Annotated in this window: 8 protein-coding genes and 2 rRNA genes (1 of these 10 only partly in view); 3 read left to right on the plus strand and 7 right to left on the minus strand. The window is 70.4% G+C overall.

What is annotated here, in order from left to right; translation table 11 throughout:
• Nucleotides 1-269: 269 nt before the first annotated feature.
• Nucleotides 270-1,829: an alkaline phosphatase gene (locus J3R08_RS24660; RefSeq protein WP_209962933.1), complete on the minus strand. Its 1,560-nt coding sequence runs from the start codon at nt 1,827-1,829 to the stop codon at nt 270-272.
• 193 nt (nt 1,830-2,022) lie between these two features.
• Between J3R08_RS24660 and J3R08_RS24665 the strand changes: the two genes are divergently transcribed.
• Complete coding sequence (locus J3R08_RS24665) at nt 2,023-2,463, plus strand: carboxymuconolactone decarboxylase family protein (protein ID WP_043328964.1); 441 nt, start codon at nt 2,023-2,025, stop codon at nt 2,461-2,463.
• 60 nt (nt 2,464-2,523) lie between these two features.
• Here J3R08_RS24665 and ndk read toward each other — a convergent pair whose 3' ends face one another.
• On the minus strand, nt 2,524-2,949 hold the full coding sequence (ndk, locus tag J3R08_RS24670; protein ID WP_209962935.1) for a nucleoside-diphosphate kinase: 426 nt from the start codon (nt 2,947-2,949) through the stop codon (nt 2,524-2,526).
• A gap of 144 nt (nt 2,950-3,093) precedes the next feature.
• On the opposite strand from ndk, the gene J3R08_RS24675 reads away from it, so the two are divergent.
• Nucleotides 3,094-4,425, plus strand: coding sequence for a VOC family protein (locus tag J3R08_RS24675; RefSeq protein ID WP_104112456.1), 1,332 nt, complete (start codon nt 3,094-3,096; stop codon nt 4,423-4,425).
• 87 nt (nt 4,426-4,512) lie between these two features.
• Here the strand turns inward: J3R08_RS24675 and J3R08_RS24680 are convergent, their stop codons facing one another.
• From J3R08_RS24680 to J3R08_RS24690, 3 genes are all read right to left on the minus strand, one after another.
• The gene (locus J3R08_RS24680; protein ID WP_064448730.1) at nt 4,513-4,941 is read right to left on the minus strand and encodes a DUF4233 domain-containing protein; all 429 of its coding nucleotides are present in this window, start codon (nt 4,939-4,941) and stop codon (nt 4,513-4,515) included.
• Entirely contained in the window at nt 4,938-6,209 is a 1,272-nt protein-coding gene (locus J3R08_RS24685; RefSeq protein WP_245255630.1) for a folylpolyglutamate synthase/dihydrofolate synthase family protein, read from the minus strand. Before J3R08_RS24685 ends, J3R08_RS24680 begins: the two co-directional genes overlap by 4 nt.
• 77 nt (nt 6,210-6,286) lie before the next feature.
• Nucleotides 6,287-8,905 carry a valine--tRNA ligase gene (locus J3R08_RS24690; protein WP_064448732.1) on the minus strand — a complete coding sequence of 873 codons (2,619 nt, stop codon included), beginning with the start codon at nt 8,903-8,905 and terminating at the stop codon, nt 6,287-6,289.
• A 69-nt stretch (nt 8,906-8,974) separates the two neighbouring features.
• Here J3R08_RS24690 and J3R08_RS24695 point away from each other — a divergent pair, with 69 nt between their 5' ends.
• A complete protein-coding gene (locus J3R08_RS24695; protein WP_043331013.1) occupies nt 8,975-9,652 on the plus strand; it encodes a hypothetical protein in 678 nt (225 codons plus the stop codon).
• A gap of 293 nt (nt 9,653-9,945) precedes the next feature.
• Here J3R08_RS24695 and rrf read toward each other — a convergent pair.
• Both rrf and J3R08_RS24705 read right to left on the minus strand, forming a co-directional pair.
• Nucleotides 9,946-10,062: ribosomal RNA gene (rrf, locus tag J3R08_RS24700) — 5S ribosomal RNA — on the minus strand.
• Nucleotides 10,063-10,136: 74 nt separating this feature from the next.
• Nucleotides 10,137-12,038 (minus strand): 23S ribosomal RNA (locus J3R08_RS24705) (it continues 1,207 nt past the right edge of the window).

Consider the following 12,038-nt stretch of genomic DNA (forward strand, 5'->3'; position numbering starts at 1 on the left):
TGCTCTGCGAGGACGAGCCGGATCCGGTACGCCGTGACCGGCGTCCCGGGCGTGGCCCGCGGTACCACCCCGCTTGGCGGCCGAGGTGCGACCGCCCGCTCGTTGGCCGGCTGTGACGGGCCGTCCCGTCCGGTTCTACTGGGCCGGTCACCCGGCTGTTCCTCCGGAGGCTCACCGGTGATGGCCGGGTCGTCGCCTGTGCGTTCAAGCGTACTCGACCCCCTGCCCGCCGTGCCGCGCCGCCGGGTATTCCACTGCCCGGCGAGGTGTCAGCGGCGCCACGGGGCCGGGAGGGTGGTGGTCCAGAGCGAGGCGCCGGAGCGGTCCCGCAGGTGGACCGTCAGAGCCGCCGACGGGCCGTCGATCGTGACCTCGCCGAAGTGCTGGAAGCCCTCGGCCGGGGAGGTGTTGGCGCGCGGCGGGGCGTGCACGAACACCGCCTTCGGGCCGAACGTGCCGTCCAGCGCGTTCGGGCCGAATGCGCCCGCGTGCGCCGGGCCGGAGACGAACTCCCAGAACGGGCTGAAGTCCCGCACCGCCGCACGGGCCGGGTCGTAGTGGTGGGCGGCGGTGTAGTGCACGTCGGCGGTGAGGAACACCAGTCCGGTCACCCCGGCCCGGTGCGAGGCGCGCAGCACCTCGGCGAACTCCAGCTCCCGGCCGGCCGGCGCGCCGTGGTCGCCCTGCGCCACGCCCTCCTGGGCGTCTGCCCCGTCCGGCACCACCACGCCGATCGGCAGGTCGTTGGCGATCACCTTCCAGGTGGCCCGGGACGCGCGCAGCTCCCGGATCAGCCACTCCCGCTGCGCCCTGCCGAGCAGCCCCCGGTTGCGGTCGGCGTACGTGTTGCCGTCGTTCGGGTCCTTGTAGGTGCGCATGTCCAGCACGAACACGTCCAGCAGCGGCCCGTACGACAGCTTGCGGTACATCGGCCCGCCGGCCGGCACCGGCAGCCACTCGTGGAACGCCTGCCGGGCCCGGGCGGCGAGCACGTCCACCCGCTTCTCGCCGTACCGCTCGTCGGTCAGGATCTCCCCCGGGTACCAGTTGTTCACCACCTCGTGGTCGTCCCACTGGTTGATCTGCGGCACCTCGGCGGCGAACGCCCGCAGGTGCTCGTCGAGCAGGTTGTACGCGAACTGCCCCCGGTACTCGGCGAGCGTCTCGGCCACCTTGCTCTTCTCCGGCGTCACCAGGTTGCGCCAGGTGCGCCCGTCCGGCAACACCACGCTCTCGGTCAGCGGGCCGTCGGCGTACACGGTGTCGCCGCTGCACAGGAAGAAGTCCGGGCGGCGCTCCCGCATGGCCCGGAAGATCGCCAGCCCGTCGAAGTCGGGGCTGATCCCCCAGCCCTGCCCGACGATGTCGCCGGTCCACACGAACCGCACGTCACGCCGCTGCTGCCGCCCGGGGGCGGTGGCGAACGAGCCGGTCAGCGGCTCGCTGCACAGGCCGTGCCGGTCCAGGCTCTCCACCCGTACCCGGTAGTGCAGCCGCTGGCCCGCGGGCAGGCCGCGCAGGCGGACCTTGCCGGTGAGGTCGCCGGTGGGGTCGACCACCGGGCCGCGCACCAGGCGGGCGCCGCGCAGGTCCGGCCGGCGGCTCACCTCGACCAGCATCCGGCCGGGCCGGTCCGCGCGGGTCCAGACCAGCGCCGAGTCGGCGGTCACGTCGCCGCTCTGCACGCCGTGGGTGAGCAGCGGCCGGCCGCCGGGCCGCAGGCCGGGTGCGGCGGGCGCGCCGGGCGCGCCGAGCAGCGCGCCGCCGGCGACTCCGGCGCCGGCGACCAGGCCGGCGCGGAGCAGGGTACGTCGATCGATGTGCGTCATGGGTTCTCCCGGTCTCGGCAGTGTCGCCAGCCCGGTCTACCGGCCGCAGGTGGCCGGGAACTCCGGTCGAGGTGACCGGAACGTCAACGACTGTTGTCGGCCCGGCCATGACCACCGTCACACCGCAGGCGCGTCACGCCGCGCCCGCCGTGCCCCGTCCTCTGCGCGTACCCCAACCAACGAGGAGGCGGCGATGAGCCGGATGGACATGGCGGCGGTGGCGCCGGAGGCGTACCAGGCCGTGCTGGGCCTGGAGAAGTACGTCCGGACGAACGTGGACCACACCGTGCTGGAGCTGGTGAAGCTGCGGGCGTCGATGCTCAACGGCTGTGCGTTCTGCGTGGACATGCACAGCCGGGAGGCGCTGGGGGCCGGGGAGGACAGCCGCCGGCTGTTCGCGGTCGCGGCGTGGCGGGAGGCGCCGTTCTTCGACGAGCGGGAGCGGGCCGCGCTGGCCCTCACCGACGCGGTGACCCGGCTCGGCGAGCACGGCGTGCCGGACGACGTCTGGGACGGCGCGGCGAAGGTGTGGTCGGAGAAGGAACTGGCCGACCTGGTGGTGGCGATCGCCACCATCAACGTGTGGAACCGGGTCGCGGTGACCTGCCGGACGCAGCCGCCGGCGCAGGTCTGATCGCTGACACACGACGGCCCCGGTCCCGCCAGGAGCGGGCCGGGGCCGTCGGCGCGTCGATCAGGCCAGATCGGGGAACCAGAGCGCGATCTCGCGCTTGGCGCTGTCCGCCGAGTCGGAGGCGTGCACCAGGTTCTCCCGGTTCGACAGCGACAGGTCGCCCCGGATCGTGCCGGCGGCGGCCTTGCGGCCGTCGGTGCTGCCGATCATGGCGCGCACCACCTCGATCACCTGGTCGCCGGAGAGCACCAGCGCCACCAGCGGGCCGCTGGTCATGAACGTCTTCAGCGGCGGGTAGAAGGGCTTGTCGACGTGCTCGGCGTAGTGCTGGTCGGCGAAGTCGCCGTCCATGGTCCGGCTCACCATCGCGTCGATCCGCAGGCCCTTGCGCTCGAAACGGGACAGGATCTCGCCCACCAGACCGCGGCGCACCGCGTCGGGCTTGATCAGTACGAGCGTCCGCTCGTCCGGGCTGCTGCTGGACACGCTGGTTTCCTCCTGCGCACTCAAACGGGGTCGGCTGGGTACGGTCAGCGTAGCGACCCGGTCCCGGCGCCGGCGCGGCGGCTGCGTCTTCCCTGGCCCGCCGTGGCGGCCTAGCCTGGCCCTGGAACCCCTGGGAGGTCCACTGTGGCGAATGGCGGGAACCGCACGATCGCGCCGGTACGCAAACTGATCGGCACGGTGCTGGGCACCGTCGCCACCTTCGTGACGGTGTTCGGGCTGGGCATGACCAGCTGGGCCATCGTGGCGCTCGGCGTCGCGCTGCTGGTGCTGGCGATCGCGCTGGCCACGGTACGCGGCGGCGGTCGCACCTGGGTGATCGGGCTGGGGCACGTGCACAGCGCCTCCGAACCACCCACCCAGTACGCGTTCGGCCGCTGCGAGCTGCAACTGGTGATCGACGCGCCCGGATTGCCGCCCCGGTCCAAGAAGATCATCGAGCCTCGGGTGCCGGTCGCCAAGTGGCCCTCACTCGGCCAGGCGCTGCCGGTCCGGGTGGCGCTGGACGACCAGCGGCACGTGCGCGTCCTCTGGGACGAGGTGCCCACCCACGCGGAGACCGCCGCCGCGGTGGCCGACCTGCCGCCCGAGTACGACACCCCGGACCCGCTGGACGAGCCGCTGATCGCGCAGGAGGCGCCGCCGTGGGCCGGGCGCGCGCCCGAGGACGACTTCCGCGACGACTACCCGCCCGCGCCGGAGGAGTACCTGGACGACGTGCCGCCCCGGGCCGAGGAGCGCGAGCCGGTGGTGCTGCACCAGAGCCCCAGCGGCCGGATGGTGCTGGAGGGGCAGCTCGTCGAACCGGCAGCCGCCGGCCCGCTCCCCCGCCGCGCCCCGGCGCCCCGCGTCCCGGCCGAGGAGCCGATCGGCGCCCCGGCACCCGACAGCACGCGCGCCGAGGCGGCCGACACCGTTCCCGTCGAGACCGTGCCCGACCCGATCGACGTGCCGCTGGACGACCCGGCGGACGCGCCCCGGCGCTCCGACACCCCGCCCACGGCCGAGGAGCTGGACGAGGCCATCTTCGGCCCGTCCGCCTCGTCCGGCCCGGCGGACGCGGCCGAGCCGGACGGGCTGGGCAGCCCGATCAGCGGCGTCGGCATCACCCTGCTCGTCACCGACCTGGACCGGTCCCTCGACTTCTACCGCGAGCTGGGCTTCGACGAGCTGGACCGGGGCGAGGGCAACGCCGTGCTCGCCTCCGGGCCGACCCGGCTGGTGCTGCGCCGGGTCACCGGCGCCGCCCCGATCAGCCGCCGGCTGGTGCACGTCAACCTCGAGGTGGACGACATCCAGGGCGCGTACGAGCGGCTGCGCGAATCGGGCGTCCGGTTCACGTACGCGCCGCGCGTGGTCAACCGGGGCACCAAGCTGGAGGTGTGGGCGGCGGCCTTCCGTGACCCCGACGGTCACGGCGTCGCCCTGACCCAGTGGCGCACCCTCGCCGAGGTGTAAGGAAGGGCCCCTTCTTAACGCCTCAGGTAGAGGAAGGGGCCCTTCTTAACACAACACCGCGCGGCACCGCGCCGCGCGCGACGGCGCTCAGCCGAGGATGACCCGCCGCACGTGCAGCGCGTACGCCCACACCAGCGCGAACATCACCCCGAGCGCGAACAGCGACCAGTGCAGCAGCCCGGAGAGCAGCAGCAGACCCTGAAGCACCGTGCCGGCGTGCCACGCCCACGGTCGGCGCATCAGGCCGGCCAGCACCACGCAGGCGACCGCCAGCGCCACGATCGCGCCGATCGCCGCGCCGCTCAGGTCACCTCCGACCACCCGGATCGGCTGGATGGCCAGCAGCAGCACCAGCGCCTCCAGCGCCATCGTGCCGGCGCCCAGTCCACGTACCGCCTTGTCCGGGTTCCGGAGCCCGGACCGCCGCTCGCCGCCCGCCTGCTCCGGACCGGCCTGGTCCTCCGGCGTGTCGCCGGCCGCCGGTTCAGGGCCCGGGCCCTGCTGCGGGCCGGTCATCGCTTGAGCAGCCGGCGGGCGTCGGCCACTGTCACCACCGATCCGGTGACCAGCACGCCCACCCCCGCCAGCTCGCCCGGCACGTCCGCCTCGGCCTCCGCCACCGCCGCCTCGATCGCGTCGGGCATCTCCCGGGCCACCTGCACCCGCTCCGGCCCGAAGATCTCCCGCGCCAGCGCGGCCAGCTCGTCCACCGGCATCGCCCGGGGCGAGCTGTTCTCCGCCACCACGATCGAGTCGAGCACCGGTTCGAGCAGTTCCAGCAGGCTCGCCGCGTCCTTGTCGCCGAGCACCGCCAGCACGCCGACCAGCTTGCTGAACGCGAACTCCTCCTGCAGCGCGGCCACCGTGGCGGCCATGCCGTGCGGGTTGTGCGCGCCGTCGAGCAGCACCGTCGGCGCGGTCCGTACCCGCTCCAGCCGGCCCGGCGAGCTGGTCGCGGCGAAGCCCTCCCGGACCGCCTCGATGTCGAGCTGCCGCCGGGCCCCGGCGCCGAGGAACGCCTCCACCGCGGCCAGCGCCACCGCCGCGTTCTGCGCCTGGTGCGCGCCGTGCAGCGGGATGAAGATCTCCTCGTACACGCCGCCCAGGCCCTGGATGGTCAGCACCTGGCCGCCGACTGCGACCGCGCGCCGCAGCACGCCGAACTCGGCGCCCTCCCGGGCGACTGTGGCGTTGACCTCGGCGCAGCGTTCCAGGATCGGGCGGGCCGCCTCCTCCTCCTGCGCCGCCGCGATCACCGTGGCGCCGGGGTGGATGATGCCGGCCTTGTGCAGCGCGATGTCCTCGATCGTATCGCCGAGCCACTCGGTGTGGTCCAGCCCGATCGGGGTGATCACGGCGACGCCGGCCTGGATGACGTTCGTCGCGTCCTCCGCGCCGCCGAGCCCGACCTCCACCACGGCCACGTCGACCGGGGCGTCGGCGAACGTGGCGAACGCCAGCGCCGTGGTCATGTCGAAGTACGTCAGCGGCTCGGCGAACCGCTGGTCGACCAGCTCGGCCAGCGGCGCGATCTCCCGGTACGTGGACACGAACCGCTCCTCGCTCACCGCCTCGCCGTCCAGGCTGATCCGCTCCCGGACGGTCTCCAGGTGCGGGCTGGTGTAGCGGCCGGTGTGCAGCCCGAACGCCCGCAGCAGCGAGTCGATCATCCGGGCCGTCGAGGTCTTGCCGTTGGTGCCGGTCAGGTGAATCGACGGGTACGCCCGCTGCGGGCTGCCCAGCAGGTCGAGCAGGGTTTCGATCTTCTCCAGCTCGAAGTGCATCCGGGTGAAGCCGCGCGCGTTGAGCGCGGCCTCCACCTCGGCGAACGCGCTGCGGTCGGTGCGGTCGGTGCGGTCGCTCACGAGGGCAGCGCCTCCAGGGCGGCGTCGATCCGGACCAGGTCCGCTTCGGCCACCGCCAGCCGTTCGCGGATCTTCGCCACCACCGGCTCGGGCGCCTTGCCGACGAACGCCGGATTGTCCAGCTTCGCCCGCGCCTGGGTGGCCTCCTTCTCGGCCGCCGCCCGGTCCTTGGTGAGCCGGGCGCGCTCGGCGGCCACGTCGATCGAGCCGCGGGTGTCCAGCGCGACGCTGACCGCGCCGGGCATGGCCAGCGTGGCGCTGGCCTGGAAGTCGTCGCCGGGCGCGTCGAGCCGGGCCAGCGAGCGCACCAGCGGCTCGTGCGCCGCGATGCCCGCGCCGGTCAGGCCGTCGAGCCGCGCGGCGACCCGCTGGGTCGGCCGCAGCCCCTGGTCCGACCGGAACCGCCGGACCTCGGTCACCACCCGCTGGAGGGTGGCGACTTCGCCTTCCGCGGCGTCGTCGACGAGGGTACGGTCGGCGACCGGCCAGGACGCCGTCAGTACGGTCTCGCCGCCGCTGAGCGCGGACCACAGCTCGTCGGTGACGAACGGGATGACCGGGTGCAGCAGCCGCAGGAGCTGGTCCAGCACGTGCCCGAGCACCCGCCGGGTGGCGTCGGCAGCCGGCCCGCCCTCGGCCAGCACCGGCTTGCTCAGCTCCACGTACCAGTCGCAGACGTCGTCCCACGCGAAGTGGTAGAGCAGGTCGCAGACCTTCGCGAACTCGTACGCCTCGAACTGCTCGTCGACCTCGGCGGTGACGTGCGCCAGCCGGGACAGGATCCACCTGTCGACGGTGGAGAGCTCGGCGGCGTCCGGCAGCGGGCCGCCGGTGTGCGCGCCGTTGAGCAGCGCGAACCGGGTGGCGTTCCAGAGCTTGTTGCAGAAGTTGCGGGAGCCCTGGCACCACTCCTCGCTGACCGGCACGTCCTGACCGGGGTTCGCGCCCCGGGCAAGCGTGAACCGGGTGGCGTCGGCACCGAACCGGTCGATCCAGTCCAGCGGGTCCACCACGTTGCCGAACGACTTCGACATCTTCTTGCCGTGCTCGTCGCGGACCATGCCGTGCAGCGCCACCACGTCGAACGGCTGCACGCCGTCCATCGCGTACAGGCCGAACATCATCATCCGGGCGACCCAGAAGAACAGGATGTCGTAGCCGGTGACCAGCACGCTGGTCGGGTAGAACTTCGCCAGGTCCGGGGTGCGCTCGGGCCAGCCGAGCGTGGAGAACGGCCACAGGCCGCTGGAGAACCAGGTGTCCAGCACGTCCTCGTCCTGCCGCCAGCCCTCGCCGGACGGCGGTTCCTCGTCCGGGCCGACGCAGACGATCTCGCCGTCCGGGCCGTACCAGACGGGGATGCGGTGACCCCACCACAGCTGGCGGGAGATGCACCAGTCGTGCATGTTGTCGACCCAGGCGAAGTAGCGCTTGGCCAGCTCGGCCGGCTCGATCGCCACCCGGCCGTCGCGCACCGCGTCGCCGGCCGCCTTCGCGAGCGGCCCGGTGTTGACGAACCACTGCAGCGACAGCCGCGGCTCGACAGTCGTCTTGCAGCGCGAGCAGTGCCCCACCGCGTGCAGGTACGGCCGCTTCTCGGCCACGATCCGGCCCTGCTCGCGCAGCGCCGCGACGATCGCCGGGCGGGCCTCGTACCGGTCCAGGCCCTCGAACGGGCCGGGCGCGGTGATGATCCCGCGCTCGTCCATGATCGTCAGCGAGGGCAGGTCGTGCCGCTGGCCGATCTCGAAGTCGTTCGGGTCGTGCGCCGGGGTCACCTTGACCATGCCGGTGCCGAAGCTCGGGTCGACGTGCTCGTCGGCGACGATCGGGATCCGCCGGTCGGTGAGCGGAAGCTCCACCTCGGTGCCGATCAGGTGCCGGTACCGCTCGTCGTCCGGGTGCACCGCCACCGCGGTGTCACCGAGCATCGTCTCGGCACGGGTGGTGGCCACCACCACCTCGTCGCCGTAGCGGATCGAGACCAGCTCGCCCTCGTCGTCGGTGTGCTCCACCTCGATGTCGGACAGCGCGGTGAGGCAACGCGGGCACCAGTTGATGATCCGGTTGGCCCGGTAGATGAGCCCGTCGTCGAAGAGCTTCTTGAACATGGTCTGCACGGCCCGGGACAGGCCCTCGTCCATGGTGAAACGCTCGCGGTCCCAGTCGACGGCGTCGCCGAGCCGGCGCATCTGGCCCAGGATCGCGCCGCCGGACTCGGCCTTCCACTGCCAGACCCGCTCGACGAACTTCTCCCGGCCGAGGTCGTGGCGGGACAGCCCCTCACCGGCGAGCTGCCGCTCGACCAGGTTCTGGGTGGCGATGCCGGCGTGGTCCATGCCCGGCAGCCACAGCGCCTCGTACCCCTGCATCTTCTTACGCCGGGTGAGCGCGTCCATGAGCGTGTGCTCGAACGCGTGGCCCATGTGCAGCGAGCCGGTGACGTTGGGCGGCGGGATGACGATGGTGAACGGTGGCTTCTCGCTGTCCGCCGACGCCCGGAAGTGTCCGCCGGCTACCCACTGCTCGTACCGTCGCTGCTCTACCTCGCCGGGCTGGTACTGGCCGGCGAGGGTCGGGGCGTCGGGGCGTCGGGCATCCAGTCTCTCGGTCACCCTGAAAGTCTACGGAGCGCTTTCGAGGACCTGACGTGCGCCACCGGTGATTCGCGTACGGTGGCGGTCATGTCCGACGCGCATCTCACCGAGCGCCCGGTCGACGGGGGTTCCGATCCGGTCGAGCTGACCGAAGAGCCGATCGAGCTGAGCCGCCGCGACCCCGCGCAGGAGCCCGAACGCCGGCCCGTCTCCCGGCGCCGGAAGATCGTCCTCGCCGCCCTGCTGGCGGCCGGCCTGGCCGGCGCCGGCGTGCTCGGCCTCGGTGGATGGCGGGTGCTCCAGCAGAAGGACACCACTCTCGGCCAGCCCACCGAGGTCGCCGGGCTGGTACGCGACGACAGCGAGCGGGCCCGCAGCACCGCCGACTACCTGCGCGACGGGCTCGCCGCCGACATCGAGCTGGACCGCGGCTACGGTGCCGTCTACTCCGACCGCGGCGACGCCAAGCGCTCGGTGCTGCTGTTCGGCGGCACCACGCTGCTCTGGCAGCCCGAACGCGACCTGGACACCCTGTTCGGGCTGATGGCCGACGAGACCGGCCGGGTCGCGGGCCTGCGCGAGGTGGACGCCGGCCGTTTGGGTGGCGTGATGAAGTGCGGTACGACGAGCGGCGACGGCGGTGACTTCGCGGTCTGCGGGTGGGCCGACCACGGCAGCGTGGTGATGGGCATGTTCCCGGGCCGGACGGTCGACGCCGCCGCGGCCCTGTTCCGGGACATCCGAGAGTCCGTCCAGACGCGCTGACCGCGACCTCGGCGGGCACTCGTCCACGCCAGTGCGGCGAGGTGACCGCACCCGCCCCGCCACGTCGCCGTGGTGACGGGTGCCTGTCCCCTCCCTGGTGACCGCTCCCCGCAATGGCGGCCCGGTTCGCCAGATCGGGGAGGTGGCTGGATCCGGGGCAGTTCGTTGCCGCCATTACGGCGTAGTGGTGGGTGGTCCACCGTTCACGCGCGCGCCGGCATGAGGGCCGGTTTTCGGGGTGGACGCGTTTCAGGGCCACCCCCGTGAGGGGGTGGCCCTGAAATCGAATGTTTGTCCGGCGGTGTCCTACTCTCCCACACCCTCCCGAGTGCAGTACCATCGGCGCTGGAGGGCTTAGCTTCCGGGTTCGGAATGTGACCGGGCGTTTCCCCTCCGCCATGACCGCCGTAACTCTATGAACATGTCAACCAACCCTGCGGGTGATCGTTTGTTCAGAGTTGCACAGTGGACGCGTAGCAGCTTGGTAGTCAAGTCCTCGGCCTATTAGTACCGGTCAACTGAACCCGTTACCGGGCTTACATTTCCGGCCTATCAACCCAGTCGTCTAGCTGGGGGCCTTACCCCACAAAGTGGGTGGGATACCTCATCTTGAAGCGAGCTTCCCGCTTAGATGCTTTCAGCGGTTATCCCTTCCGAACGTAGCTAACCAGCCGTGCCCCTGGCGGGACAACTGGCACACCAGAGGTTCGTCCGTCCCGGTCCTCTCGTACTAGGGACAGCCCTTCTCAAGTATCCTACGCGCACGGCGGATAGGGACCGAACTGTCTCACGACGTTCTAAACCCAGCTCGCGTACCGCTTTAATGGGCGAACAGCCCAACCCTTGGGACCTGCTACAGCCCCAGGATGCGACGAGCCGACATCGAGGTGCCAAACCATCCCGTCGATATGGACTCTTGGGGAAGATCAGCCTGTTATCCCCGGGGTACCTTTTATCCGTTGAGCGACACCGCTTCCACATGCCAGTGCCGGATCACTAGTCCCGACTTTCGTCCCTGCTCGACCTGTCAGTCTCACAGTCAAGCTCCCTTGTGCACTTGCACTCAACACCTGATTGCCAACCAGGCTGAGGGAACCTTTGGGCGCCTCCGTTACCCTTTAGGAGGCAACCGCCCCAGTTAAACTACCCACCAGACACTGTCCCTGAACCGGATAACGGTCCGAAGTTAGATACCCAAATCAACCAGAGTGGTATTTCAAGATTGCCTCCACCCATACTGGCGTATAGGCTTCACCGGCTCCCACCTATCCTACACAAGCTAATTCAGATACCAATGTCAAGCTATAGTAAAGGTCCCGGGGTCTTTCCGTCCTGCCGCGCGTAACGAGCATCTTTACTCGTACTGCAATTTCGCCGGGCCTGTGGTTGAGACAGTGGGGAAGTCGTTACGCCATTCGTGCAGGTCGGAACTTACCCGACAAGGAATTTCGCTACCTTAGGATGGTTATAGTTACCACCGCCGTTTACTGGCGCTTAAGTTCTCCGCTTCGCCCTTGCGGGCTAACAGGTCCCCTTAACGTTCCAGCACCGGGCAGGCGTCAGTCCATATACATCGAATTACTTCTTCGCATGGACCTGTGTTTTTAGTAAACAGTCGCTTCCCCCTGCTCTCTGCGGCCATACAACGCTCCACCCGCGCGGGGCTTCACGTCTCCGGCCCCCCTTCTCCCTAAGTTACGGGGGCAATTTGCCGAGTTCCTTAACCACAGTTCGCCCGATCGCCTCGGTATTCTCTACCTGACCACCTGTGTCGGTTTGGGGTACGGGCCGCTAAGAACTCGCTAGAGGCTTTTCTCGGCAGCATAGGATCACTGACTTCACCTGAATCGGCTCGGCATCACGTCTCAGCCCCATGTGTCGCGGATTTGCCTACGACACGGCCTACACGCTTACCCCGGCACAACCACCGGCCGGGCTCAGCTACCTTCCTGCGTCACCCCATCGCTTGACTACTACCCGCCAGGTTCCCACGCTCCCCAACCTCAACCCGAAGGTCTTGGCCGGTTTGGGTGGTTAGCACAACGAGGTTCGTCAGGGTCGCTCTTTCGCGGGTACGGGAATATCAACCCGTTGTCCATCGACTACGCCTCTCGGCCTCGCCTTAGGTCCCGACTCACCCAGGGCGGATTAGCCTGGCCCTGGAACCCTTGGTCATCCGGCGGAAGGGTTTCTCACCCTTCTTTCGCTACTCATGCCTGCATTCTCACTCGTGCCGCGTCCACAACTGGGTCACCCCGCTGCTTCACCCCCGGCACGACGCTCCCCTACCCATCCACACACCTGCACCTGGCATCAAGGCCAGGCGAAGTTAAAATGTGAATGCCACAGCTTCGGCGGTGTGCTTGAGCCCCGCTACATTGTCGGC

The organism is Micromonospora sp. HB375 (assembly GCF_017872985.1).
GTDB classification, from domain to species: domain Bacteria; phylum Actinomycetota; class Actinomycetes; order Mycobacteriales; family Micromonosporaceae; genus Micromonospora; species Micromonospora chalcea.

Coding starts and splice junctions, on each gene's coding strand:
- J3R08_RS24660 (WP_209962933.1), bottom strand. CDS start 1,829: ATGACGCACATCGATCGACGTACCCTGCTCCGCGCCGGCCTGGTCGCC.
- J3R08_RS24665 (WP_043328964.1), top strand. CDS start 2,023: ATGAGCCGGATGGACATGGCGGCGGTGGCGCCGGAGGCGTACCAGGCC.
- J3R08_RS24680 (WP_064448730.1), bottom strand. CDS start 4,941: ATGACCGGCCCGCAGCAGGGCCCGGGCCCTGAACCGGCGGCCGGCGAC.
- J3R08_RS24685 (WP_245255630.1), bottom strand. CDS start 6,209: ATGCACTTCGAGCTGGAGAAGATCGAAACCCTGCTCGACCTGCTGGGC.
- J3R08_RS24695 (WP_043331013.1), top strand. CDS start 8,975: ATGTCCGACGCGCATCTCACCGAGCGCCCGGTCGACGGGGGTTCCGAT.